Source organism: Comamonas sp. FG99 (genome assembly GCF_057808605.1).
Map to the genome: position 1 here is coordinate 32190 of NZ_JBMDII010000034.1, position 24928 is coordinate 57117.

General features: G+C 68.1%; 21 protein-coding genes. 10 read left to right on the top strand and 11 right to left on the bottom strand.

Going from position 1 to position 24928, the window contains the following annotated elements; translation table 11 throughout:
* Nucleotides 1-40: 40 nt before the first annotated feature.
* From rseP to rpsB, 8 genes are all read right to left on the bottom strand, one after another.
* The gene (rseP, locus tag ACODRX_RS19975) at nt 41-1411 is read right to left on the bottom strand and encodes an RIP metalloprotease RseP (protein ID WP_488873284.1); all 1371 of its coding nucleotides are present in this window, start codon (nt 1409-1411) and stop codon (nt 41-43) included.
* 28 nt (nt 1412-1439) lie between these two features.
* Nucleotides 1440-2618, bottom strand: coding sequence for a 1-deoxy-D-xylulose-5-phosphate reductoisomerase (dxr, locus tag ACODRX_RS19980; protein ID WP_488873285.1), 1179 nt, complete (start codon nt 2616-2618; stop codon nt 1440-1442).
* 22 nt (nt 2619-2640) lie between these two features.
* Entirely contained in the window at nt 2641-3495 is an 855-nt protein-coding gene (locus ACODRX_RS19985; protein ID WP_488873286.1) for a phosphatidate cytidylyltransferase, read from the bottom strand.
* Nucleotides 3496-3630: 135 nt separating this feature from the next.
* Entirely contained in the window at nt 3631-4350 is a 720-nt protein-coding gene (gene uppS / locus ACODRX_RS19990) for a polyprenyl diphosphate synthase (RefSeq protein WP_488873287.1), read from the bottom strand.
* A gap of 13 nt (nt 4351-4363) precedes the next feature.
* Nucleotides 4364-4924 (bottom strand): ribosome recycling factor, encoded by a 561-nt coding sequence (frr, locus tag ACODRX_RS19995; RefSeq protein WP_488873288.1) that lies wholly within the window; start codon nt 4922-4924, stop codon nt 4364-4366.
* A gap of 27 nt (nt 4925-4951) precedes the next feature.
* Nucleotides 4952-5671, bottom strand: a complete 720-nt coding sequence (gene pyrH / locus ACODRX_RS20000) for a UMP kinase (RefSeq protein WP_488873289.1) — start codon at nt 5669-5671, stop codon at nt 4952-4954.
* A 71-nt stretch (nt 5672-5742) separates the two neighbouring features.
* Nucleotides 5743-6636, bottom strand: coding sequence for a translation elongation factor Ts (gene tsf / locus ACODRX_RS20005; protein WP_488873290.1), 894 nt, complete (start codon nt 6634-6636; stop codon nt 5743-5745).
* Between the two features lie 134 nt (nt 6637-6770).
* Nucleotides 6771-7520 (bottom strand): 30S ribosomal protein S2, encoded by a 750-nt coding sequence (gene rpsB, locus ACODRX_RS20010; protein ID WP_488873291.1) that lies wholly within the window; start codon nt 7518-7520, stop codon nt 6771-6773.
* Nucleotides 7521-7908: 388 nt separating this feature from the next.
* On the opposite strand from rpsB, the gene ACODRX_RS20015 reads away from it, so the two are divergent.
* Complete coding sequence (locus ACODRX_RS20015) at nt 7909-9165, top strand: FAD-dependent oxidoreductase (protein ID WP_488873292.1); 1257 nt, start codon at nt 7909-7911, stop codon at nt 9163-9165.
* A gap of 23 nt (nt 9166-9188) precedes the next feature.
* A complete protein-coding gene (locus ACODRX_RS20020) occupies nt 9189-10730 on the top strand; it encodes an NAD(P)H-hydrate dehydratase (protein WP_488873293.1) in 1542 nt (513 codons plus the stop codon).
* 90 nt (nt 10731-10820) lie between these two features.
* Here ACODRX_RS20020 and ACODRX_RS20025 read toward each other — a convergent pair whose 3' ends face one another.
* Complete coding sequence (locus ACODRX_RS20025; RefSeq protein WP_488873294.1) at nt 10821-11765, bottom strand: LysR family transcriptional regulator; 945 nt, start codon at nt 11763-11765, stop codon at nt 10821-10823.
* 152 nt (nt 11766-11917) lie between these two features.
* Between ACODRX_RS20025 and ACODRX_RS20030 the strand changes: the two genes are divergently transcribed.
* The 8 genes from ACODRX_RS20030 to ACODRX_RS20065 all read left to right on the top strand — a co-directional run bounded on the left by ACODRX_RS20030 (nt 11918) and on the right by ACODRX_RS20065 (nt 21755).
* Nucleotides 11918-12781 carry a fumarylacetoacetate hydrolase family protein gene (locus tag ACODRX_RS20030; RefSeq protein ID WP_488873295.1) on the top strand — a complete coding sequence of 288 codons (864 nt, stop codon included), beginning with the start codon at nt 11918-11920 and terminating at the stop codon, nt 12779-12781.
* A gap of 21 nt (nt 12782-12802) precedes the next feature.
* The gene (locus ACODRX_RS20035) at nt 12803-14881 is read left to right on the top strand and encodes a hydantoinase/oxoprolinase family protein (protein WP_488873296.1); all 2079 of its coding nucleotides are present in this window, start codon (nt 12803-12805) and stop codon (nt 14879-14881) included.
* Nucleotides 14882-14908: 27 nt separating this feature from the next.
* Complete coding sequence (locus ACODRX_RS20040; RefSeq protein WP_488873297.1) at nt 14909-16693, top strand: hydantoinase B/oxoprolinase family protein; 1785 nt, start codon at nt 14909-14911, stop codon at nt 16691-16693.
* Nucleotides 16690-17067, top strand: coding sequence for a hypothetical protein (locus ACODRX_RS20045; protein WP_488873298.1), 378 nt, complete (start codon nt 16690-16692; stop codon nt 17065-17067). The genes ACODRX_RS20040 and ACODRX_RS20045 overlap by 4 nt, the downstream gene beginning before the upstream one ends.
* Before the next feature lie 110 nt (nt 17068-17177).
* Entirely contained in the window at nt 17178-18593 is a 1416-nt protein-coding gene (locus ACODRX_RS20050; RefSeq protein ID WP_488873299.1) for an MFS transporter, read from the top strand.
* Complete coding sequence (locus tag ACODRX_RS20055) at nt 18590-19648, top strand: CobW family GTP-binding protein (protein ID WP_488873300.1); 1059 nt, start codon at nt 18590-18592, stop codon at nt 19646-19648. Before ACODRX_RS20050 ends, ACODRX_RS20055 begins: the two co-directional genes overlap by 4 nt.
* A gap of 38 nt (nt 19649-19686) precedes the next feature.
* Entirely contained in the window at nt 19687-20658 is a 972-nt protein-coding gene (locus ACODRX_RS20060; protein ID WP_488873301.1) for a Bug family tripartite tricarboxylate transporter substrate binding protein, read from the top strand.
* Nucleotides 20659-20693: 35 nt separating this feature from the next.
* Nucleotides 20694-21755 (top strand): porin, encoded by a 1062-nt coding sequence (locus ACODRX_RS20065; protein ID WP_488873302.1) that lies wholly within the window; start codon nt 20694-20696, stop codon nt 21753-21755.
* Between the two features lie 19 nt (nt 21756-21774).
* Here ACODRX_RS20065 and ACODRX_RS20070 read toward each other — a convergent pair whose 3' ends face one another.
* Together ACODRX_RS20070 and rnr are read right to left on the bottom strand one after the other, a co-directional pair.
* On the bottom strand, nt 21775-22527 hold the full coding sequence (locus ACODRX_RS20070) for an SDR family oxidoreductase (protein ID WP_488873303.1): 753 nt from the start codon (nt 22525-22527) through the stop codon (nt 21775-21777).
* A 23-nt stretch (nt 22528-22550) separates the two neighbouring features.
* On the bottom strand, nt 22551-24863 hold the full coding sequence (gene rnr, locus ACODRX_RS20075; RefSeq protein WP_488873304.1) for a ribonuclease R: 2313 nt from the start codon (nt 24861-24863) through the stop codon (nt 22551-22553).
* Nucleotides 24864-24928: the final 65 nt, after the last annotated feature.

Consider the following 24928-nt stretch of genomic DNA (forward strand, 5'->3'; position numbering starts at 1 on the left):
AGCAACAAGCGCTGCAGATTATGCAGCACTTCCATGAATGTCAGCCGAGGAGCCGGGTCAAATCGTTGAAGAATGCAACGCACATCATCAGCACCAGCACGGCGATACCGCCCTTTTGCAGGCGCTCCAGCCATTGCGCGGTCGGAGGCTTTCCGGTGACCGCCTCCCACAGATAATACATGAGGTGTCCGCCATCCAGCACCGGCAACGGCAGCAGATTGAGCACGCCGAGGCTAACACTAAGCAGCCCCAGAAAAGCGAGATATTGTGTAAAACCTATTTGCGCCGACTTACCCGCGTACTCGGCGATCGACAGCGGGCCGCTGATGTTCTGCAGCGATGCCTGCCCCACCAGCATCTTGCCCAGCATGCGCAGCGTGAGCGAGGACAGCTCCCAGGTGCGCATCGCGCCCTTCTCCAGCCCCTCCCACAGGCCGTAGCGCACCTGCACCATCGCCACCGGGCTGCCGATGTAGGCGCCGACGCGCCCAACCGACACGCCGCCGTCGACGAAGGGGCGCGGCTGCACCGCGATGTCCAGCACCTGCCCGGCGCGCCGGATCTGCCAGGCCTGCATCTTGGGCGCGCCGTCCGCGCCCGAGGCGCGGATGCGCTGGCGCAGCTGGAAGGCATCGGGCACCGGCCGCCCGTCCAGCTGCAACACTTCATCACCTTTTTGCAGGCCGGCCTGCGCGGCGGCCTCACCCGGCTCCACCTGGCCGAGCACCGGCGCCGACCAGGGCAGCGCCACGCCGATGCGCTCCATGAGCTTGGCATCGGCATCCTCGGGCTGCAGCGCCGACAGGCGCAGCCGGTAGGGCTTTTCGCCGCCTACGGCCCGGGTCTTGATGTTGAGGTAGACGTCCTGCCCATCGAGCGCGGCCTGGGTCAGCAGCCAGCGCAGGTCGTCGAGCGAGCGCACCGGCGTGGCCTCGCCGGGCTCGCCGTCGTCGCGGGAGACCGACTGCACCTCCTCGCCACCGCGCAGCCCGGCCTCGTAAGCCAGGCTTTGCTCGGCGGGCGCGCCCAGCACCGCGGTGGGCTCCTGCACGCCGATCCAGTTGACGCCGGCGAACAGCAGCACCGCCAGCAGCAGGTTGGCCACCGGCCCGGCGGCGACGATGGCCGCGCGCGCGCCCAGCGGCCGGTTGTTGAAGGCCAGGTGGCGCTCACCGGGCTCGACCGGCTCCTCGCGCTCGTCGAGCATGCGCACATAGCCGCCCAGCGGTATGGCGCTGACCACGAACTCGGTGGGCGAGCCCGGCCTTTGCCAGCGCCACAGCGGCTTGCCGAAGCCGATCGAAAAGCGCAGCACCTTCACGCCGCAGGCCACGGCCACGCGGTAGTGGCCGTATTCATGCACCGCGATCAGGATCGCCAGCGCGACGACAAAGGCAATCAGGGTCAACATCCAAGCCTCCCGGAAATTGAGGGTGGTATCAGGCGCCCAGCGTGCGGATCAGCGCCCGGGCGCGGCTGCGCACCTCGCCATCCAGCGCCAGCAGGCCTTCGATCGAATCCACGCCGTTTGGTTGCACCTGGCCGAGCAGGCTGTCGTTGACGCGGTGGATCTGGTCGAAGCGGATCGCGCCGTCCAGAAAGCCGGCCACCGCGATCTCGTTGGCCGCGTTGAGCACGGTGGTCGTGCCCTCGGGCGCGCGCAGCGCCTGCCACGACAGGTGCAGCCCCGGAAAGCGCCGCGCATCGGCCTCCTCGAAGGTGAGCGCGGCCAGCGCCGCGAAGTCCAGCGCCGGCGCGCCGCTGGCGATGCGCTCGGGCCAGGCCAGGCCGCAGGCGATGGGCACGCGCATGTCGGGCGTGCCCAGCTGCGCCAGCATCGAGGCGTCGTTGAACTGCACCATCGAGTGGATGATCTGCTGCGGATGGATGACCACGCGGATCTTGTCGGGCGGCAGGCCGAACAGCCAGCGCGCCTCGATCACTTCGAGCGCCTTGTTCATCATGGTGGCCGAGTCGATCGAGATCTTGCGGCCCATCGCGAAATTGGGGTGGTTGCAGGCCTGCTGCGGCGTTACCGCCGCCAGCGTGGCCGGATCGCGCGTGCGAAAGGGCCCGCCCGAGGCGGTCAGCACGATATGGTCCACGCGCCCGGGCCAGCTGGCCGGGTCTTCGGGCAGGCACTGGAAGATCGCCGAATGCTCGCTGTCGATGGGCAGCAGCGTGGCGCCGCCCTGCCTGACTGCATCCATGAAGAGCTGGCCGCCGACGACCAGCGCCTCCTTGTTGGCCAGCATCAGGCGCTTGCCGGCGCGCGCCGCGGCCAGGCTGGGGCGCAGGCCGGCGGCGCCGACAATGGCGGCCATCACTGCATCGACCTCGGGGTGCGCGGCAATCCATTCGAGCGCATCGGGCGTGTCCACCACCGTGGTGGCGGCGCCGGCTTCCTTCAGGCGCGCGGCCAGCAGGCGCGCCTGGGCCGGATCGGCCATCACCGCGTAGCGCGGCGCAAAGCGCAGGCACTGCGCCAGCATGTCGTCCGCCCGGCTGTTGGCGGAGAGCGCGAACACCTGGTAGCGGCCGGGGTGGCGGGCAATCACGTCCAGCGTGTTGACGCCGATGGAGCCGGTCGAGCCCAGCACGGTGACTTGCAATGTCATAGCTTGAAACCTTAGAGCCTGTTTACGCGGGCAACAGCTGCGTGATCATCATCGCCAGCGGCAGCGTGGGCAGCAGCGCATCGATGCGGTCGAGCACGCCGCCATGGCCGGGCAGCAGCTGGCTGCTGTCCTTCATGCCCGCGCTGCGCTTGACCAGCGACTCCACCAGGTCGCCGGCCACGCTCATCGCGGTCATGAACACCAGCGCCACCACCAGCAGCCACCACGAGTGCGCGAACAGCCGGGTGTAGAAGCTGGGCACGGCCACGGCCTGCTGCGCATCGAGCGCGATCCACACGGCCGCCAGCAGCAGCACGCCGCAGGCGCCGCCCCACACGCCCTCCCAGCTCTTGCCGGGGCTGATGGCGGGCGCGAGCTTGCCCTGGGTGAACTTGAGGCCAAAGGCCCGGCCCGCGAAATACGCCGCGATGTCGGCCGTCCAGACCAGCGCGAACACCGACAGCAGGAAGTTGACGCCGATCAGCCTGGCCTGCGTCACCGCCAGCCAGGCCAGCCACAGCGCCAGCACGCCGGCCACCAGCCGCAGCGGCCGGGCAATGGCGGGCCAGCCCGGCACGCCGCCGCGCAGCAGCGCGGCCGCGGCCAGCACCCAGGCGCCGCCGCCCGCGAGCCACAGGCCGGGCAGGCGCCGCTCGGGCAGGCCCAGCGCCCACGAGGCAAGGCACAGCGCCACGCAGGCCGCGGCCAGCAGCCAGCCACCGGCGCCCTGCAGGCCGTTGAGCCGCGCCCATTCCCAGGCCGCGGCGCCCATGGCCAGCAGCATCAGCAAGGCAAACGGCCAGGCGGCGGGCGCCAGCAGCGCCGGGATCAGCACGGCCAGGAGAACCAAGGCGGTGATGACGCGCTGTTTGAGCATGCGGTTCTCCTATTCAAAAAACATAGCTGCTAGCGCAGTCTAGATAATATTTTCAGATATAAAACCATCTGAAATCGTTTGCAACAAAGCGCCAGCAGCTCACTTTTTCATATGGCTGCCAGCGGCCGGCCTGGATCAGGATTGTTGCACCTGCTCGGAGGTCTTGCCGAAGCGCCGCTCGCGGCCGCGATAGGCCTGCAGCGCCTCGTCGAGCGCGGCCTCGTCGAAGTCGGGCCACCACTTGTCGCTGAAATACAGTTCGCAATAGGCCGCCTGCCACAGCAGGAAGTTGCTGATGCGCATCTCGCCGCCGGTGCGGATCAGCAAATCCGGATCGGGCACATGGGCCAGCGCCATCGCGCCGTGCAGCGCTGCCTCGGTGATCGGCGTGCCGCTGGCGGCCAGCCGGGCCGCGGCCTGGGCGATGTCCCAGCGGCCGCCGTAGTTGAAGCACACGTTCAGCACCATGCGCCGGTTCTGCGCGGTGGCCGCCTCGGCCTCGGCCAGGCCTTTTTGCACCTTGGCCGAGAGCGACTCGCGGTTGCCGATGAAGTACAGGCGGATGCCATCGCGCGCCAGCTTGGGGACTTCCTTGGCAAGCGCGCCGGCCAGCAGCTCCATCAGGCCGCTGACCTCGTCGGCCGGGCGATTCCAGTTCTCGGACGAGAAGGCGAACACGGTCAGCGCGGCCACGCCGCGCTCGGCGCAGGCCTGGGCGCAGCGGCGCAGCGATTCCACGCCCTGCCGGTGGCCGGCCAGGCGCGGCAGGAAGCGGCGCTTGGCCCAGCGGCCGTTGCCGTCCATCACGATGGCGATGTGCCGCGGATTCGCGTCGGCTGCGTGCTTGCTCGTCATCCAGCCACCAGGCTCAGACCGCCATGATGTCTTGCTCTTTCTCGGCCACCAGCTGGTCGATCAGAGCGATGTGCTTGTCGGTCACCTTCTGCACGTCGGCTTCGGCGCGCTTTTGGTCGTCCTCGGAGGCGAGCTTGTCCTTGACCAGCTTCTTGACCGAGTCGTTGGCGTCGCGGCGCAGGTTGCGGATGGCCACCTTGGCGCCCTCGCCTTCGTTGCGCACCAGCTTGGTCATCTCCTTGCGGCGCTCTTCGCTCATCGGCGGCATGGGCACGCGGATCAGATCGCCCAGCGAGGCCGGGTTCAGGCCCAGCTCGCTTTCGCGGATGGCCTTCTCGATCTTCGCGCCCATGTTCTTTTCCCAGGGCTGCACGCTGATCGTGCGGCTGTCGAGCAGCGACACGTTGGCCACCTGCGACAGCGGCACCATCGAGCCGTAGTACTCGACATGGATGGTGTCCAGCAGCGCGGGGTTGGCGCGCCCGGTGCGGATCTTGGTCAGATTGTTCCTGAACGCGGCAATCGATTGGTCCATCTTGCCTTCGATGGTTTTCTTGATTTCGGCGATTGTCATTCTTTCACTCCTGTCACGGATGCCTGGTCAGGCATACACCAGCGTACCTTCGTCCTCGCCCATCACCACGCGCTTGAGCGCGCCGCTCTTGACGATCGAGAACACGCGGATAGGCAGCTTCTGGTCGCGGCACAGCGCGAACGCGGTCGCGTCCATGATGCCGAGGTTGCGGCTCATGGCCTCGTCGAAGCTCAGCTTGCTGTAGCGCGTGGCGGCCGGGTCCTTCATCGGGTCGGCGGTGTACACGCCGTCCACCTTGGTGGCCTTGAGCACGATCTGCGCGCCGATCTCGGCGCCGCGCAGCGCGGCCGCGGTGTCGGTGGTGAAGAACGGATTGCCCGTGCCCGCCGCGAACACCACGACCTTGCCCTCTTCGAGGTATTGCAGGGCCTTGGGGCGCACATAGGGCTCGACCACCTGCTCGATGCCGATGGCCGACATCACGCGCGCGGTCAGGCCCTGCTTGTCCATCGCGTCGGCCAGCGCCAGCGCGTTCATCACCGTCGCCAGCATGCCCATGTAGTCGGCCGTGGCGCGATCCATGCCCACCGATCCACCGGCCACGCCCCGGAAGATGTTGCCGCCACCGATCACCACCGCGATCTCCACCCCCAGGCGGGTGACCTCGGCGATCTCCTCCACCATGCGCACGATGGTTGCGCGGTTGATGCCGAAGGCATCATCGCCCATCAACGCCTCGCCCGACAGCTTGAGCAAAATACGTTTATGGGCTGGTGCAGTGGACATGGTGGTTCTCCGGTTGGTGATGAAAAGGTGCGAGGCGTGGAATCGGTGCGGGATCGGAAAAGGGCCGATGCTTAGTTGCCCTTGGCGGCTGCCACCTGGGCGGCCACTTCGGCGGCGAAGTCGTCCACCTTCTTCTCGATGCCCTCGCCCACGACGTACAGCGTGAAGCCCTTGACCTGGGTATTGGCGGCCTTGAGCATCTGCTCCACGGTCTGCTTGCCGTCGGCGGCCTTCACGAACACCTGGTTGTTCAGCGAGACTTCCTTCAGGTACTTCTGCACCGAGCCTTCCACCATCTTGGCGGCGATGTCGGCGGGCTTGCCGGACTCTTCGGCCTTGGCCTGGGCCACGCTGCGCTCCTTCTCGATCAGCTCGGCGGGCACGTCGCTGGAGGCGAGCGCCACCGGCTTCATCGCGGCCACGTGCATGGCCACGTCCTTGGCGGCGGTGGCGTCACCGGCGTACTCGACCACCACGCCGATGCGGGTGCCGTGCAGGTACAAGGCCAGGTCAGAGCCGCTGAAGCGCTTGAAGCGGCGGAACGACATGTTCTCGCCGATCTTGCCGATCAGGCCCTTGCGCACATCTTCCAGCGTGGGGCCGAAGCTGTCTTGCTCGTAGGCCAGCGCACCCAGGGCCGCGACGTCGGCGGGGTTGTGCTGGGCGATCAGCTTGGCGGCGGCGTTGGCCATGGCGATGAAGCTGTCGTTCTTGCTCACGAAGTCGGTTTCGCTGTTGACTTCGATCATCGCGCCGGTCTGGCCTTCGACGAAGGCGGCGATCACGCCTTCGGCGGTCACGCGCGAGGCGGCCTTGCCAGCCTTGGTGCCGAGCTTGACGCGCAGCAGCTCTTCGGCCTTGGCCAGATCACCCTCGGCCTCGGTCAGGGCCTTCTTGCATTCCATCATCGGCGCGTCGGTCTTTGCGCGCAGTTCAGCCACCATGCTTGCGGTAATTGCAGCCATTTTGATTCTCCGTATTCAGTCGATCAGGTTATGGGGTTGTAGGTAAAAAAAAGGGGGCTAACCAGGAGCCCCGCTTTTTCGTCGCGATCGGTTTCGCTGTCAATCGCGATGGAGTCGTTGGGCAGGCCTCGGAATCAGGCAGCGGAATCTTCCACTTCGACGAACTCGTCGCCGCCTTCGGACACGGCCTTGACCACTTCGGCCACCGCGTTCTCGCGGCCGTCGATGATGGCGTCGGCGATGCCGCGGGCGTACAGCTCAACCGCCTTGGCCGAGTCGTCGTTGCCGGGGATCACGTAGTCGATGCCCTCGGGGTTGTGGTTGGTGTCCACCACGCCGATCAGCGGAATGCCCAGCTTCTTGGCTTCGGCCACGGCGATCTTGTGGTAGCCCACGTCGATCACGAAGATCGCATCGGGCAGCGCGTTCATGTCCTGGATGCCGCCGATGTCCTTCTCAAGCTTGGCCAGCTCGCGGGAGAACATCAGTTGCTCTTTCTTGCTCATGGACTCCAGGCCGGCTTCCTGCTGGGCCTTCATGTCCTTCAGGCGCTTGATCGAGGTCTTGACGGTCTTGAAGTTGGTCAGCATGCCGCCCAGCCAGCGCTGGTCGACGTAGGGCACGCCGGCGCGCTGCGCCTCGGCGGCCAGCAGCTCGCGCGCCTGGCGCTTGGTGCCCACCATCAGGATGGTGCCGCGGTTGGCAGCCAGCTGCTTCACGAACTTCTGGGCGTCCTGGAACAGCGGCAGCGACTTTTCCAGGTTGATGATGTGGATCTTGTTGCGGCTGCCGAAGATGTAGGGACCCATCTTGGGGTTCCAGAAACGGGTCTGGTGGCCAAAGTGGACGCCGGCTTCCAGCATCTCGCGCATAGTTACGGACATATTCTTCTCCGAAGGTTAGGTCTAAAATCCCGGCCGTCCATCGCGCCCAGGCCCGCCCTGCCTTGCTGGCAGCGAGCATGGACGCAACACCTTGCTGACCGGGTTTGCGATTTCCAGAACCGGTGAAACCCAGTCCTGGCCTGTGTTTTGCATAGCGGCCAACAAAGGCCTACTAGGCAAAACCCGCGGATTCTAGCATATGCCAGGCAGCCCGATCGGGCCGCGCCCGATCCGTCCCCGTTTCCCCCCGGCCTGCGCGGCGTGGCAGGCAAGCCACGGCCTTCATCCGGGCGGCCCTGAAACACAGGCACAATCAAGGCCTCCAACACAGCCTCCAACAGGCTCGGGCCCCTGGCGGCCTGCAGCCCCCACATCGCTGCGTGCATTCATGAAATTAGCGGTCATCGGTGCCGGGATCGTCGGCGTAGCCACGGCTTTCGAGCTGCTGGAGCACGGCCACCAGGTCACCCTGTACGAGCGGCATCGCACCGTCGCCGAGGAGGCCAGCTTCGCCCAGGCCGGCCTGCTGTGGCCCTGCATGGCCAATCCCTGGGGCGCGGCCGCGTTCGCCGACGCGCTGCAGCTCGGCCTGGCGCGAGCCGACTTCGCGGCGCTGGACATCAAGGGCTCGCCACTTTCCGCCGCCGCCCGCTGGGGCCGCAAATACCGCCGCCAGGCCCGGCTGGGCTGCGCCCAGGACGCCCTGCCCGCGCTGCAGGCGCTGGAGACCTTGAGCATGCAGCGCATGCAGCAGGCGCTGGAGCGCTTCGAGCTGCCCGGCCAGTTCACCCAGTCGTGGCTGCTGCCACTGCGCAAGGAGCCGAGCGCCGCCGCGCTGTACGAGCTGACCCGGCGCCTGTCGGCCGCGCATATCGACTACCAGCAGCTCACGCCCGCGCAGGCCCGCCAGCGCGAGCCGGGGCTGGCATCGGATGCCGCCCTCAGCGGCGCGCTGCACCTGCCGCAGGCCTGGTCCGGCAATGGCCGCCTCTTTGCCCAGGGCCTGCTGCAGGCGCTGCAGCCGCTCGGGCTGGACTTTCGCCCCGGGCAGCAGATCGCCGCGCTGCAGCCCGGCGCGGCGGGCGTGCAGCTGCACAGCCAGGGCGGCGCCAGCGCCAGCTTCGATGGCGCGGTGATCTGCGCCGGCGCGCAGGCCCAGGCGCTGCTGCAGCCCCACGGCCTGCGGCTGCCGGCCGCCGCGGTCGAGGGCTTCACCATCAGCGCCCCGATCGCGGAGGAAACCCTGGCGCCGCGCGGCGCCGTCGTCGACCTGGAGCGCGGCTTCGTCCTCACCCGCCTGGGCAACCGGCTGCGCATCAGCGGCGGCGCGCAGCTCGGCCATGCTGCCGGCGGCGAGCGCAGCGGCCAGGCCGGCCACTACCTGATCACTGAGCTGCTGGAGCTGTTTCCCGGCAGCATCCAGCGCGCCGAATCCACGCTGCAGCACTGGCAAGGCACGCGCCTGAGCATGCCCGACGGCCTGCCGGTGATAGGCCCGAGCGGCCTGCCCGGCATCTGGCTCAACACCGCGCATGGCGGCTACGGCTGGAGCCTGGCCATGGGCAGCGCCCGGCACCTGAGCCTGCAGATCGCCGGCGAGCCCTCGCCCGCCGAGGCGGCGGCATTCGCACTGCAGCGCGGCTGAGGCCGCCGCAGTACCATGCGGCCATGCTGCTGCGCATCCCCCCCACGCTCTCGCTCCCATTGCACACCAAGGCCCAGACCCGGGCGCAGGAGGCGCGGCTGGCCGCGGCGCTTGCGCCCCACACGCTGATGCAGCGCGCCGGCCTGGCCGCCGCCCAGCTGGCGCACGCGCTCGCGCCGCACGCGCGCCGGATATGGATCGTCTGCGGCGCCGGCAACAACGGCGGCGACGGGCTGGAAGCCGCGGTGCACCTGCAGGCGCTGCGCCACCGGGTCAGCGTCTGCCTGCTGCCGGGCACGGGGCCGCTGCCCGCCGATGCGCAGCAGGCGCTGCTGCGCGCCCAGGCCGCGGGCGTGCCGCTGCATGCGCCCGGTAGCATGCCGCAAGACGCCGAGCTGGTGATCGACGCGCTCTGGGGCATAGGCCTGGCCACCGACAACCCACGGCCGCTGGCGCCCGAGGCCCGCTGGTGCCTGGAGCGCATCTACCACAGCGCCGCGCCGGTGCTGAGCCTGGACACCCCCTCGGGGCTCGACGCCGACACCGGCCAGCTGCTGAGCGCGGTGGCGCAGCTGGCCCCGGCCGCGCCGGCCGCGGCGCGCCATACCCTCAGCCTGCTCACGCTCAAGCCCGGCCTGTTCACCGGTGCCGGGCGCGACTGGAGCGGCACGGTCTGGCTGGATCGCCTACATGACGGCGCCCTGCCGCCCAGCCACGGCTGGCTGGCCGGGCGGCCCGCCTTGCCCGCCGGCCACCCCGGCCACAACACCCACAAGGGCAGCTTCGGCGATGTGCTGGTGATCGGCGGCGAGGCCTGGCAGCACCGCGGCAGGGGCATGGAAGGCGCGGCCGTGCTGGCCGCCTCGGCCGCGCTGCATGCGGGCGCGGGGCGGGTGCTGCTGCACCTGCTGGGCAGCAGCGAGGGCTCGCCGCGGCCCGCCGGCATCGCGCCCGAGATCATGCTGCGCGCGCGCAGCGCCATTGCGCCGGACCAGGGCGTGGTGGTCTGCGGCTGCGGCGGCGGCGAGCTGGTGGCGGGCCTGCTGCCCGAGGTGCTGCGGCGCTCCCCCCGGCTGGTGCTGGATGCGGATGCGCTCAACGCCGCCGCGCAGGCGCCGCAGCTGATGGCGCTGCTGCGCGAGCGGGCCGCCCGGCCGGGCTGGCAGACCGTGGTCACGCCGCATCCGCTGGAGGCGGCGCGCCTCTTGCAATCGGACACCGCGGCCGTGCAGGCCAACCGCATCCAGGCCGCGCAGGCGCTGGCGGCGCAGCTCGGCTGCCTGGTGGTGCTCAAGGGCTCGGGCAGCGTGATCGCCGCGCCCGATGGCCGCCACGCCATCAATGCCAGCGGCAACGCGCTGCTGGCCACCGGCGGCACCGGCGACGTGCTGGCCGGCTGCCTGGGCGCGCACTGGGCGCGCGCGGGCCTGGAGCCGGATGCCGAGCGCTATTGGCAGGCCACGCTGGCCGCGGTCTGGCAGCACGGCCATGCGGCAGACGCCTGGCCCGCCGGGCAGGCGCTGACCGCATCGCGGCTGGCGCAGAGCCTGGCGCGGAATACCTGAAAAGTGAGCATTTAGCGCTTGATGGATGTAATTTTCAGATAGTATTCCATCTGAAAACCTTATATAACAAGCGCCATCTGCTATATTTTTTCATACCCAATCCGCACCGAGAGGCATCGGCTCCGGCTCCATCAGCTGCTGGCCCCAGGCCTGGACCTGCGCCTGCACAGCCTCGGCCACGATGCGGCATGCAGGCGATAGCTTGCCCTGGCGGGGCATGGCCAGGCTGACATGGCGGCGCAGGTCCGGCTGCACCAGCTTGCTGGCCTGCAGGCGTTGGCTGCGCAGCTCGGGCGCGAAGGAGAATGGTCCGAGCACGGAGTACAGGCCGGCGGTATGGGCGACCAGCTCTTTCTGCATGGTCAGCGAATCGGCTTCCACCACGGCCTGCAGCCTGAAACCCAGGCTGCGGGCGGTTTCGTCCAGCGCGTTGCGCCACTGGCTGGGGCGGCGCGGTAGCACCAGCCGCAGGCCGTTCAGCTGCTTGAAATGGACGACAGCCTGCGCGGTGAGCGCATCGCCGGGCGCGGCTATCAGGTAGGTGTGCACCTCGCACAGCAGCGCCTCTTCGCGCGTGTGGGGGCGGTGGTACCTGAACACGATGGCCAGATCGACCATGCCGCTGTCCAGCATCGCGTCCAATTCGGCCCCTTGGGCTTCCACCACGTTCAGCCGGATGCCCGGATGCTGGGCATTGACGCGCTCGAATACCCGCGTCATCAGCGGATGTGCCGCCGACGGCACGATGCCCAGGCGGACTTCTCCGAGGACCTGGTCGGATGCGCTGCGCAGATCGACCATCAGCTGATCCGTCTCCTGCATCCACAGGCGCAGGCGCCCCGCCACCCGCTCGCCCAATTCGGTAAGCGCAACGCCTCGGCCCGTGCGCCGGAACAGCGCTGCGCCGCACTGGGCCTCGAAGTCGGTGATCTGCCGGCTCAGATACGACTGGGCTGTCTGCCGCCTCGCGGCAATCTTGCTGAAGCTGCCGGCCTCGGCAACCTCCAGGAACAGTCGAACAGTCGCCAGGTTCATCGCAGCCTTTCCTTAATTTGCCAAAAATGGCAAATCTGAATTCTTGGAATTCAATCTATGAAGAAATCAGGCCGAATTCTACAGTGGCACCACTCGCGGCTTCATACCGGCGTTTCTGCGCAGCACGGCGAGCAACCACCTGGAGACCCATTTTGAAACTGATCAGCTTTATGCATGCCGGCCAGGCCACCTACGGGGTGGTCGATGGCGACTTCTGCCTGCAAGCATCCGCGGATTTCCTTGCCCGCTTTCCCGACCTGACGGCCGTGCTGCAGGCCGATGCCCTGCCAGAGTTGGCGCGCCAGGCGCAAGCGCCTGGCACCCAGCGCCTGCGCATCTCCGAAGTGCGCCAGCTGCCGGTCATCCCCAACCCGGGCAAACTGATCTGCGTGGGCCTCAACTACAAGACCCACGTAGCGGAAACCAAGCGGGCCGACAGCGCCTACCCCTCGCTGTTCCTGCGCTTCAATGACAGCCTGGCCGCCAACGGCGACGAGGTTCTGCGCCCCAGCTTCTCCGAGCGCTTCGACTGGGAAGGCGAGCTGGCCTTCGTGATCGGCAAGAGCGGCCGCTGCATCCCCAAGAGCCAGGCCTTCGAGCACATTGCCGGCTATGCCTGCTTCAACGACGTGAGCGTGCGCGACTGGCAGCGCCACACCCACCAGTTCACTCCGGGCAAGAACTTTCCCGGCACCGCGCCGTTCGGCCCCTACCTGGTGACGCGCGATGAAGTGCCTGACGTGACCCGGCTCACGCTGGAGACACGGGTGAACGGCCAAGTGATGCAGCACGCCAGCATCTCCGACCTGATTTTCGACCTTCCCACGCTGGTGGAATACATCTCGCGCTTCACGCCGCTGGCGCCCGGCGACGTGATCGCCACCGGCACACCCGGCGGCGTGGGCGACCGCCGCGAACCGCCGCTGTACATGAAGGAAGGCGACCTGGCAGAGGTGGAGATCACCGGCCTGGGCGTGCTGCAAAACCGCATCGGCATCGACCACCTGGCGAACTGATTCTTTTCCGGAGACAAACCCATGGCAACCCAAGCACAACTGCGCATCGCCGTCGATATCGGCGGCACCTTCACCGACATGGCCGCGTTCGACGAGGCCACCGGCAAGCTGCTGTTCGGCAAGGCCCTCTCGACCCACGGCGAACTGGTCAAGGGTATCCAGTCCACCATCGACAGCGCAAAGATCGACTGGAAGGACGGCCACCTCTTCCTGCACGGCTCGACCATCGCCATCAACACGCTGCTGGAGCGCAACGGCGCCAATACGGCGCTCTTGATCACCGAGGGCTTTCGCGACATCTACGAGATCGGCCGCGTGAACCGGCCCGATGCCTACAACCTGTTCTTCAACAAGCACCAGCCGCTGGTGCGCCGCTCGCTGCGCTACGAAGTGGCCGAGCGCCTGCGCGCCGATGGCAGCACGCACAAGCCGCTGGACGAAGCCGCCGTGCGCGAACTGGCCAAGGAGCTGAAGGGCCAGAACGTCGAGGCGGTGGCAGTGCTGCTGCTGCATTCGTACCGCAACCCCAGGCACGAGCAGCGCGTCAAGCAGATCCTGCAGGAAGAAATCCCCGGCGCCTTCGTCTGCGCCTCGCACGAGCTCTCGCAGGAATACCGCGAGTTCGAGCGCGTCTCCACCGCAGTGGCCAATGCCTATGTGGGTCCGCGCGTATCGGAGTACCTGGGCCAGTTGGAGGAGCACCTGGGCGGCAAGGGCTTCAAGGGCGACTTCTACATCGTGCAATCGACCGGCGGCCTGTTCCCGGTGGAGCATGCCAAGGTCGGCTGCGTGCGCATGCTCGAATCCGGCCCCGCGGCCGGCGTGATCGGCGCGCAGGCCATCTGCGCGCAGCTGGGAATGGGCGACGCGATCGCCTTCGACATGGGCGGCACCACCGCCAAGGCCGGCGTGATCAGCGAAGGCCGGCCGCTGACCACCGGCTCGGCGCTGATCGGCGGCTACGAGCGCGCGCTACCGATCCAGATCCCGATGATGGACATCCACGAAGTCGGCACCGGCGGCGGCTCGATCGCCCGCGTGGAGACCGGCAACGCGCTGCGCGTGGGCCCGCAAAGCGCCGGCTCCATCCCCGGCCCGGTGGCCTATGGCCGCGGCGGCAAGGAGCCCACGGTGACCGACGCCAACCTGGTGCTGGGCCGGCTGGACCAGGACAACTTCCTGGGCGGCGAGCTCAAGCTCGACCTGGAAGGCTGCCAGCGCCAGATGGCCGAGCGCATCGCCGCCCCGCTGGGCCTGGATCCGACCGAGGCGGCCGACGGCATCCTGCGCATCGCGGTGACACAGATGTCGCACGCCGTGAAAGCCGTGACCACCGAGCGCGGCCTGGACGCCGGCAGTTTCACCATGGTGGTGTACGGCGGCGCCGGCCCGCTGCACGCCTCGGCGATCGCGCGCGAGATCGGCATCCGCAAGGTGCTCATCCCTTATGCGCCGGGCTATTTCTCGGCCTACGGCATGCTGTTCTCCGACCTGCGCTACGACTATGTGCGTTCGGTGTTCCGCAAGCTCTCGGACGTGTCTTTCGAGGATATCGAATCGCTCTACAAGAGCATGGAGGACGAGGGCCGCGCGGCGCTGGCCGCATCCGGCGTCAAGGCCGATGGCGTGGTGATCGAGCGCGCCGCCGACATGCGCTACGTGGGCCAGGAGCACGCGGTGACCGTGGACCTGCCGATGGCCTTCTTCGAGGGCAAGGACCGCGAGGCGATCAAGAAGCAGTTCGACGAGCTGCACAAGGTGCGCTACGGCACCAGCGCGCCCAAGGAGCCGGCCGACCTGGTGAGCCTGCGCGTCACGGTGCTGGGCACGATGAAGAAGCCGCCCAAGCACAGCGTGGAGAAGGGCCAGGCCGTGCCCGGCAAGGCAGCGATGCGCGCCGTCAAGCCGGTGTACTTCCGCGATGGCGGCTGGGCCGACACGCCGGTCTACATCCGCGACCTGCTGCTGGCGGGCAACCAGATCACCGGCCCCGCGCTGATCGAGGAACATGCCTCCACCACCGTCGTGCAGCCCGGCGACACGCTGCGCGTGGATGAGCTCGGCAACCTGCAGATCGACATCGGCTCGGACCGCTCCTGAGCGCGCGTCCCCCAAAAGGAGATATTCATGAACAACAACGCTGAACTGAAGACCGTCGATCCGGTCACCGTCGAGATCATCCGCAACGGCCTGTATGCTGTGACAGAGGAGATGAAGACCAATCTCACCCGCACCGCCTACAACCTGATCATCTACGAGGCGCTGGACTTCACCGTCGGCCTGTTCACCAAGGAAGGCGACACGGTCTCGATCGGCCTGGGCTTGCCGATGTTCATCCGCGGCATGAGCGAGACCGTCAAGGCCAAGATCAGGCACTTCGGCTACGAGAACATCTTGCCCGGCGACATCCTGGTCACCAACGACGCATACACCACCGGCAGCCACCTGAACCACTTCACGTTCACCATGCCGGTGTTCCACGACGGCAAGCTCGAAGGCTTCACCTGCTGCATGGCCCACTGGCTGGACGTGGGCGGCACGCTGGGCAATGTGACCACCGACATCTTCAGCGAAGGGATCCAGATCCCGATCATGAAGTACCAGCGCGAAGGTGTGGTCAACCAGGACCTGCTGGACATCATCGCCATGAACGTGCGCCTGGCCGAGCGCGCCCTGGGCGACCTGCGCGCGCAGATCACCGCCATCACCACCGGCGAGCGCCGCTATGTGGAGTTGCTGCAGCGCTACGGCGCCGACGCGGTGAACGGCTCGATCCGCCAGATCATGGATTCGAGCGAGGCGGTGGCGCGCAAGAACACGCTGTCGATCCCCGACGGCGTGTACGAGGCCGAATCCTTCATGGACGATGACGGCCTGGAGATCGGCAAGCGCATCCCGATCCGGGTGAAGGTGAGCGTCAAGGGCGACGAGATGACGGTGGACCTCTCCGACGTCAGCAAGCAGGTGCGCGGCTTCTACAACAGCGGCTTCACCACCGGCATCGCCTGCGCACAGGTAGCCTACAAGTGCCTGACCACACCGACCGACTACCCGGTCAACGACGGTTCGTTCCGCCCGCTCAAGGTGATCATGCCGATGGGCACGGTGATCAGTGCCGAGCGGCCCTACCCGATGCGCGTGTGGATGACCTTCCCGATGACGGTGATCGACACCATCTTCAAGGCGCTGGCACCGGCCATCCCCGACCGCTCCATCGCCGGCCACCATGCCGACCTGGTGTTCCCCAACATCCACGGCATCTCGCCGGAAGACGGGCGCCTGTTCATCGTCGGCATCGGCCCGCTGGGCGGCGGCTGGGGCGCCAAGAGCAAGGAAGACGGCGTGTCCGTCACCGTCTGCATCAACGACGGCGACACCCACAACAGCCCGACCGAGCAGCTCGAAGCCAAGTACCCGGTGCTGGTGGAGAAGTACGAGATCCGCCAGGACTCGGCCGGCGCCGGCGAATACCGCGGCGGCCTGGGTGCCGAGATGGTGGTGCAGGCGCTGTCGCCCTTCACGGTGACGACCCGCATAGACCGCGTGCACTGCAAGCCCTGGGGCCTGGAAGGCGGCGGCGATGCCATGGGCAACGGCCTGGCCGTGCGCCACAAGGGCGAGTGGAAGAGCGACCATGCCAACGCCAAGATCTTCAACGTGCGGCTGGAGCGCGGCGACGCCTACAAGATGCTCTCGGGCGGCGGCGGTGGCTTCGGCGACCCGCTGGCCCGTGATCTGGACAAGGTGGCCGAGGACGTGCGCGAAGGCTACGTGAGCGCCAAGGTGGCGCGCGAGGTCTACAAGGTCGCGCTGGACGGCAACGGCCAGGTGGACCACGAAGGCACCCAGGCCTTGCGCAGCGCCAAGGGTGGCGGCAACGGCGCGGCCGACCTCGCCTGGGCCGGGCAGTGAGCACCGCCGTGGCCAACCCGTCCGTCGAGCAGGCCGCCCGCCTGCTGGAGCTGTGGAGCGCACTGGCACTGCGCCACGTGGCCCTGGGCGGTGCCTGCGCCTGCGGCGCGGGCGGCGTGAGCCTGCGGCTGGAGGACTTCGAGCTGGACATCGTGGACTACCTGCAGGACGGCGGGGAGCGCCACGACGACGCCGAGGTCGCCACCTGGTTCCAGGCCCGCCAGGGCCTGGCGCCGGGAGCGCAGCCATTGCGGGACCTGCTGGAGTCGGTGGCTGCGGGCGAGGTGCCCGAGCCGGCCGCCGCCTGGCTGCTGCCCAGGCTGGAGCGCACCTTGCGCTCCTTCGCCGAACTGCACGGCCCTGGCGCCGGCTGACGGCCAACCGGGACTGTTGTCCCGATGCGCCAGCCACCATCGATGTGGTGGCTGTCCGCACCTCGAAAAACCAAAGGGATCGCCCACAGAAGGCGTTCCAAGGAGACATCATGAAGACGGATTCGAGCGCTCTGCCATCCGATCCTACAGCCGCGCTGCGCGCCGCCCGGCTGCTGTTTCGCATCGAGAACGTGCCATTCAGTCGCTGGCACACCAAGGCGCGCGTCATCATGGGCAGCGCCACCTTTTTCGATGCCTTCGACGCGCTGTCGCTGGCCTTCGTGCTGCCAGTGCTCGTGGGGCTTTGGCAGCTGAGCCCGGCGCAGGTGGGGCTGCTGATCGCATCGGGCTATGCGGGCCAGGTGATCGGCGCACTGCTGTTCGGCTGGCTGGCGGAGCGCCATGGCCGCGTGCCCAGCATCACCGCGACCGTGGGGCTGATGTCGGTGATGAGCATTGCCTGCGCCTTTGCCGGCAGCTTCCATGCCTTGTTCGCGCTGCGCTTCGTGCAGGGGATCGGCGTGGGTGGCGAGGTACCGATTGCCGCCGCCTACATCAACGAGCTTTCGCAGGCCAAGGGGCGCGGGCGCTTCTTCATCCTCTATGAGCTCATCTTCCCGCTGGGCCTGATGGCCGCGGCCCAGATCGGCGCCTTCGTCGTGCCGCGCTACGGCTGGGAGGCCATGTTCCTGATCGGCGGCATTCCCGGCCTGCTGATCCTGGCCTTCATGGCACGGCTGCCGGAGTCGCCGCGCTGGCTCACCGCCAAGGGCCGGCTCGATGACGCCGAGCGCGTGATCCGCGGCATCGAGGCCAGCACCCCGCGGCGCAGCCTGGACCCGCAGCGCGAGCAGGCCGAGATCGATCTGCGCGTGGCCGCGCTGGCCCAGGGCCAGGTCCAGCGCAGCGGGAAAAGCTCGTGGAAAGAGCTGTTCTCGCCGCTGTACCGCCCGCGCACGCTGGTGGTGTGGGTGCTGTGGGCATCCTCGTACTTCGTGGCCAACGGCATCAACAACTGGCTGCCCACGCTGTACAAGACCGTCTACCACCTGCCGCTGCAGGAGTCGCTGCGCATGGCCTCGGTCACCAATGTGCTGAGTGCCTGCGCAGTGCTGGTGTGCGCGCTGCTGGTGGACCGCGTGGGCCGCCGCCGCTGGGCCACGGCCTGCTTCCTGATCGTCGGCGTACTGCTCGGCACACTGGCGGCGCTGGGCGCCAGCAGCGTCTGGTCGGTCGCGGTGCTGGCTTCGTCGGCCTATGCGGTGACGGGCACGACCACGGTGCTGCTGTACCTGTACACGCCAGAGATCTACCCCACCCGCATGCGCGCCATCGGCACCGGGCTGGCCACCTCGTGGCTGCGCGCGGCCTCGGCCGCGGCGCCCGCCATCGTAGGCGTCGTGCTCTCGGCGCATGGCATCGCCGCGGTGTTCGGCATGTTCGCGGCAGCCACCGTAGCCGGCCTGCTGGCCTCGCGCCACATGGTGGAGACCAGCAACCGCGCGCTGGAGGAGATCTCGCCATGAGCACCGCAGGAGGCCACTTCTCCGCGCTGCTGGCCAGCGGCGCGATCGAGCCTGCCGCGCGCATCCCGGTCATGGTGCTCACCGGCTTTCTGGGCAGCGGCAAGACGAGCCTGCTGAACCGGCTGCTGCGCGACCCCGGCATGCACGGCACGGCCGTTCTGGTCAACGAGTTCGGCGAGATCGGCATCGACCACGACCTGGTGACCGCCACGCATCCGGACACCATCTTGCTGGCCAACGGCTGCCTGTGCTGCGCGGTGCGGGGCGACCTGGTGGCCGCGCTGGTACAGCTGGCGCAGCGCCCCCAGCCGGTGGCGCAGGTACTGGTCGAGACCAGCGGCCTGGCCGACCCCGGCCCCATCGTGCGCACACTGATGGCGGAGCCCTCGGTCCGCCCCCATTTCGTGCTGTCGGGGATCGCCTGCACCGTGGATGCGGTGCAAGGCCTGGCCACGCTGCAGCGGCATGGCGAGGCCGCGCGCCAGCTGGCGGTGGCCGACGCGATCTTTCTGACCAAGACCGATCTGCTGGATGGGCCGCCGCCGCCAGCCCTGCTACAGCACCTGAGAGCGCTGAACCCCGCCGCGGCCCTGCATGGGCACGCTGCCGAACAGCCCCAGGCCATGCGCGCGCTGCTGCGCCTGGCCCCGGCAGCGCTGATGGCACGGCAATCCGAGGCCGCGCCGGCCTACCGCCTGGCGGCGCAGGCCGATGCGCCCGCCCCCGCCGCGCTGCACGACAGCGGCATCCGCTCGTTCGTCATCGTGCGCGACGAGCCGCTGCCGCGCGAGGGCTTCGCCGCCTGGATGGACATGCTCATCGCCATGCGCGGCGAGGACTTGCTGCGCGTCAAAGGCATCGTGAACATCGCGGAGCAACCGGAGCAGCCACTGGTGATCCATGGCGTGCAGCACCTGTTTGCGCCGGTTGGCCAGTTGCCGGCATGGCCCGGCCCGGACCGGCGCACCCGCATCGTCTTCATCACGCGCGGCCTTGACGTCGAATCGCTCGACGAGTCGCTGCACGTGCTCGCGCGCCGCCGCCGCCGGCCCTGAAGCCCCCCCGCATCCCATCCCTTGACATCGGAGACAACATGAAAATAAACCAGCTACTCGCGGCACTTCTGAGCGCCGCATCGCTGGCCGCGCCGGCTGGCGCCCAGACCAAGTTCCCGGAGCGCACCATCCGCATCGTGGTGCCGTTCGCCGCAGGCGGCGGCGTGGACAGCGCGGCGCGCCTGCTGGCCCACCAGCTGCAGGCGCAGCTGGGCGTTGCCGTCATCATCGACAACCGGGCCGGCGCCAACGGGGTTCTGGGCGGCAAGGCGGTAGAGACGGCGCAGGCCGACGGCTACACCCTGCTGTTTTCCGCCGCCACGCATGTGCTGGCACAGCAGGTGCTGAAGCATCCGCCCTACGCCCCCCAGGCCGACTTCACCGCGGTGGCGCGGGTGGCCGAAGCGCCGTTGATGCTGGTGCTGGCACCGCAGACGCCGCCAAGCAAGCTCTCCGACGTGCTGGCCTACGCCAAGGGCCAGGGCGAGCGCTGGACGGCGGCCATCCCGGCGGCAGGCGCTCCCAGCCACCTGGCCACGCTGATGCTCGCCCAGCAGGCCGGCACGCACTTCACCTACGTCACCTACAAGGGCACGCAGCCGGCGGCAGTCGATGTGGCGGGCGGCCATGTGCAAATGCTGCTGGACTCCATGGTGTCGCTGCTGCCCTTGGCCAAGGCCAACCGCGTCAAGCCTGTGATGGTGACGTCCGCCAAGCGCACGCCGCTGGCGCCGGATGTACCCACCGCGCAGGAAAGCGGCTATCCGGGACTGACCTATGCCTCCTGGTATGGCATCTGGGCCCCCAAGGGCCTGCCGGCGGATCGGCTCAAGCAGCTCAACGCCGCCATCAATGCCGCGGTGGCAGAGCAGGCACGGCAAGGAGCCTGGGCCATGCAGGGCCTGGAGGCCGCGCCCGCCAACGGGCCGGATGAATTCAAGCGCTACGTCGCCCAGTATGTGGCGCAGAGCGCCAGCGTGCTCAAAGCCGCAGGCTTCAAGCCCGAATGACAGTTTCACTCGAAAAACAGCAACAGGAGAACACCATGAAAAAGATAGCCATCGCAGCCGCGCTGCATACCGCCGCCGGCCTGGCCTGCGCGCAATCCTCCGTCACAGTCTTCGGCGTAGTCGACACCACCTGGCAGCATGCCAGCCAGGGCGGCGTATCCGTCTCCCGCTTCAACGGCAATGGCGGCAACCAATTCAGCCGCATCGGCCTGCGTGGAACGGAAGACCTGGGTGATGGCCTGTCCGCCGGCTTCGTGCTGGATGCGGGCTTGAACATCGACACCGGTGCGGGCGCCGCAACCAGCACCGACAACGTAACCTCGGTCAACAGCGGTGGCCTGAACTTCAATCGCCGAGCCACCGTCAGCCTGATATCGCGCACCTGGGGCGAGGTGCGCCTCGGGCGCGACTTTGTCCCGACCTATTGGAATTTGACGACCTTCGACCCCTTTGGCACCGCCGGCGCTGGCGCGGTCACCAATCTGGCGCAGAGCGCGCTGACCCAGCTGTCCAAGACCCAGACCGGCTTGCGCGCCTCCAACAGCATGGGCTACTTCCTGCCATCGATGGGCGGCTTCTACGGCCAGGCCATGCTGGCCCTGGACGAGAAGGCAGGCGGAGTGCCCCACGACGGCCGCTACTACGGTGTGCGCATGGGCTATGCGCAAGGCCCGTTCAATGCCGCCGTATCCTATGGCAGCACCACGCTGGCCAGCGGCGACGTGACCACGAGCAATATCGGCGCCAGCTACCAGTGGAACCAGGCGAAGCTGATGGCGCAGTTCTTCAACGACAGGAAAGACACGGCCACCACCCCCAACCGCTCCAACGGCTGGATGCTGGGAGCGCAGATCACGCTCGGCTCCGGCTACATTCCCGTCTCATACACCCGCGTGAAGGACAACAGCGCCAGTGGCCGCAACGCCAACCAGATCGCGCTCGGCTATGTGCACAACCTCTCCAAGCGCACGGCGGTCTACACCACCTATTCGCGCCTGCAGAACCGCAACGGCGCCGCATTGACAGGCGGCGGCGTTCCCGGGGTTGCGAATGCTGCCTGGAGCGGCCTGGATGTCGGCGTGAGGCACAGCTTCTGAGGCGAGTACCGCCCGATGCTCAGCCGCGCCCCACGAATGGCATCTTGGTGGCCATCACCGTGTGGAACAGCACATTGGCCTCGGGCGGCAGATTGGCCATGTAGAGCACCGACTGGCCGACGATGTCCACGTCCATCAGCGGCTCGGCGGCCACCGCGCCATGCGCCTGCATCACGCCCTGGGTCATGCGCTGCGCGAGCTCGGTGCCGGCATTGCCCACATCGATCTGGCCCACCGCGATGTCGTACTTGCGGCCGTCGAGCGCGGCGGTCTTGGTCATGCCCATCACCGCATGCTTGGTCGAGGTGTAGGCGATCGACATCGGCCGCGGCGTGTGCGCCGAGATCGAGCCGTTGTTGATGATGCGCCCGCCTTGCGGCGACTGCGCCCGCATCACGCGGAAGGCCTGCTGCAGGCAGTAGAACATGCCGCTCAGGTTCACGTCGACCACCTGGCGCCAGGTCTCGATCGGCAGTTCGTCGATGGGCACGGCCGGCGCGCCGGTGCCGGCGTTGTTGAACAGCAGGTCCACGCGGCCGTACCGCTGCAGCGCCGCATCGAACAGCGCGCGCACCGCCGCCGGATCGGCCACATCGGTGGGCACCACCAGCGCCTGGGCGGGCGCGGCGGCGTGCGCGGCCACCTCCTGCAGGGGCTGCTCCCTGCGCCCGGCCAGCACCACCGACCAGCCGTCCTTCATCAACGCCAACGCGGCCGCGCGGCCGATACCGGTGCCCGCGCCGGTCACCACTGCAATCTTGCTTTTGCTCATAACTATCCCGCTCTCCGGATGGGTCAGCGCCGCTCTTTGCGCGCCGCCTTTTTCGCTGCCTGCTTTTGCTGCCCGCCGTGCGCGCGCTTGCCCGCGGCCGGCGCCTGATCGCGCCCGCCGCGGGCCGATTTCTTGGCGCTGGCACGCTGCTCGGCGTAGGCCTCGTCGCGCCCGCTGGCATGCTGCTTGCGGGCCTTGGTGGCTTTCGCGGCCTTGGCCGTTTTTGCCGGCACGGGCAGCGCGTCGCCGGCGCCGGTCACCAGACGGAAGTCGATCTTGCGCCCGTCGAGGTCGACGCGGCTGACCTGCACCCGCACCCGCGTGGCGATGGAGTAGCGGATGCCAGTGCGCTCGCCGCGCAGCTCCTGGCGCACCTCGTCGAAACGGAAGTACTCGCCGCCCAGCTCGGTGATGTGCACCAGGCCCTCGACATACAGCTCGTCGAGCGTGACGAACAGGCCGAAGGTGGTGACCGCAGTGACCACGCCGCTGTATTCCTCGCCCAGGTGCTCGCGCATGTACTTGCACTTGAGCCAGGCCTCCACGTCGCGGCTGGCCTCGTCGGCGCGCCGCTCGTTGGCGCTGCAGTGCAAGCCGGCGGCCTCCCAGGCCTGCACGTCGCGGCTCAGGCGCCCGGCCTGCGGCAGCTGGCGCCCAGGCGCCGCGCCGCCCTTGCCATTGCCGCGCGCCGCCAGACGCTTGGCCAGCTTGGCCTCGGCCTCGCCGGGCGTGGGCAGCGCCGGCAGCTCGTAGCGCTTGCCCAGCAGGATGGACTTGATCACCCGGTGCACCAGCAGGTCCGGATAGCGCCGGATGGGGCTGGTGAAGTGCGTATAGGCCTCATAGGCCAGGCCGAAGTGGCCGCTGTTGATCGGCGTGTAGATGGCCTGCTGCATGGAGCGCAGCAGCATGGTGTGGATCTGCTGCGCGTCGGGCCGGTCCTTGGTCGCCTGGGCGATGGCCTGGAATTCGCCGGGCTTGGGGTCGTCGCTGATCGACATGCCCACGCCCATGGCCTTGAGGTAGCTGCGCAGGATGTCCTGCTTCTCGGGCGTCGGCCCTTCGTGCACCCGGTACAGGCCGGGCTGGCCGCCCTGCTCGATGAAATCGGCGCTGCACACGTTGGCCGCCAGCATGGCCTCTTCGATCAGGCGATGGGCCTCGTTGCGGGTGCGCGGCACGATCTTCTCGATGCGGCCGCTGTCGTCGCAGACGATCTGCGTCTCGGTGGTCTCGAAGTCGACCGCGCCGCGCTTGGCGCGCTGCGACAGCAGGGCCTTGTACACGTCGTGCAGGTTCAGCAGGTCCTGCACCCGCTCCTGGCGCTTGCTGGCCTCCAGGCCGCGGGTGTTCGCCAGGATCGCCGCCACCTCGGTATAGGTGAAGCGCGCATGGCTGTGCATCACCGCCGGGTAGAACTGGTAGGCCTGGATGGAGCCGGCCGCATCGATCACCATGTCGCAGACCATGCACAGCCGGTCCACATCGGGGTTGAGCGAGCACAGGCCGTTGGACAGCTTTTCCGGCAGCATCGGTATCACCCGGCGCGGGAAGTACACGCTGGTGGCGCGGTCGTAGGCGTCGACATCGATGGCGCTGGCGGTCTGCACATAGTGGCTCACGTCGGCAATCGCCACCAGCAGGCGCCAGCCCTTGGCGCGGCCGATCTTCATGGGCTCGCAGTACACCGCGTCGTCGAAGTCGCGCGCGTCCTCGCCGTCGATGGTGACCAGCGCCACGTCGGTCAGGTCGACCCGGCCCTTGCGGTCCATCTGCCGCACCTTGTCGGGCAGCTTCCTGGACTGCGCCAGGCATTCCTCGGAGAACTGGTGCGGCACGCCGTATTTGCGCACCGCGATCTCGATCTCCATGCCCGGGTCGTCGATCTCGCCCAACACCTCGACCACGCGGCCCACCGGCTGGCCGAACAGCGCCGGCGGCTCGGTCAGCTCGACCACGACCACCTGGCCGGTCTGCGCGTTGCTGGTGGCGTTGCTGGGGATCAGGATGTCCTGGCCGTAGCGCTTGTCCTCGGGCGCCACCAGCCAGACGCCGCTTTCCTGCAGCAGCCGGCCGATGATCGGCTGCGCGGGCCGCTCGATGATCTCGACGATGCGGCCCTCGGGCCGCCCGCGGCGGTCGGTGCGCACGATGCGCACGCGCACCCGGTCGCGGTGCAGAACAGCCCTCATCTCGTTGGCCGGTATGTAGATGTCGCTTTCGTTGTCGTCCCGCACTACAAAGCCATGGCCTTCACGGTGGCCCTGGACTGTTCCTTCAATTTCTTCTGACAAATTTTCTACTCCTGCAAAAGCAGCGGTTTTTTTGACGTACAATCTGAGTCTTTCCTGAAATGCCCAGGTGGCGGAATTGGTAGACGCACTAGTTTCAGGTACTAGCG

Coding starts and splice junctions, on each gene's coding strand:
- dxr (WP_488873285.1), bottom strand. CDS start 2,618: ATGACATTGCAAGTCACCGTGCTGGGCTCGACCGGCTCCATCGGCGTC.
- rpsB (WP_488873291.1), bottom strand. CDS start 7,520: ATGTCCGTAACTATGCGCGAGATGCTGGAAGCCGGCGTCCACTTTGGC.
- uppS (WP_488873287.1), bottom strand. CDS start 4,350: ATGACGAGCAAGCACGCAGCCGACGCGAATCCGCGGCACATCGCCATC.
- ACODRX_RS20015 (WP_488873292.1), top strand. CDS start 7,909: ATGAAATTAGCGGTCATCGGTGCCGGGATCGTCGGCGTAGCCACGGCT.
- ACODRX_RS20065 (WP_488873302.1), top strand. CDS start 20,694: ATGAAAAAGATAGCCATCGCAGCCGCGCTGCATACCGCCGCCGGCCTG.
- frr (WP_488873288.1), bottom strand. CDS start 4,924: ATGACAATCGCCGAAATCAAGAAAACCATCGAAGGCAAGATGGACCAA.
- tsf (WP_488873290.1), bottom strand. CDS start 6,636: ATGGCTGCAATTACCGCAAGCATGGTGGCTGAACTGCGCGCAAAGACC.
- ACODRX_RS20050 (WP_488873299.1), top strand. CDS start 17,178: ATGAAGACGGATTCGAGCGCTCTGCCATCCGATCCTACAGCCGCGCTG.
- ACODRX_RS20070 (WP_488873303.1), bottom strand. CDS start 22,527: ATGAGCAAAAGCAAGATTGCAGTGGTGACCGGCGCGGGCACCGGTATC.
- ACODRX_RS20060 (WP_488873301.1), top strand. CDS start 19,687: ATGAAAATAAACCAGCTACTCGCGGCACTTCTGAGCGCCGCATCGCTG.
- ACODRX_RS19985 (WP_488873286.1), bottom strand. CDS start 3,495: ATGCTCAAACAGCGCGTCATCACCGCCTTGGTTCTCCTGGCCGTGCTG.
- pyrH (WP_488873289.1), bottom strand. CDS start 5,671: ATGTCCACTGCACCAGCCCATAAACGTATTTTGCTCAAGCTGTCGGGC.
- ACODRX_RS20055 (WP_488873300.1), top strand. CDS start 18,590: ATGAGCACCGCAGGAGGCCACTTCTCCGCGCTGCTGGCCAGCGGCGCG.
- ACODRX_RS20025 (WP_488873294.1), bottom strand. CDS start 11,765: ATGAACCTGGCGACTGTTCGACTGTTCCTGGAGGTTGCCGAGGCCGGC.
- rseP (WP_488873284.1), bottom strand. CDS start 1,411: ATGTTGACCCTGATTGCCTTTGTCGTCGCGCTGGCGATCCTGATCGCG.
- ACODRX_RS20040 (WP_488873297.1), top strand. CDS start 14,909: ATGAACAACAACGCTGAACTGAAGACCGTCGATCCGGTCACCGTCGAG.
- ACODRX_RS20035 (WP_488873296.1), top strand. CDS start 12,803: ATGGCAACCCAAGCACAACTGCGCATCGCCGTCGATATCGGCGGCACC.
- ACODRX_RS20020 (WP_488873293.1), top strand. CDS start 9,189: ATGCTGCTGCGCATCCCCCCCACGCTCTCGCTCCCATTGCACACCAAG.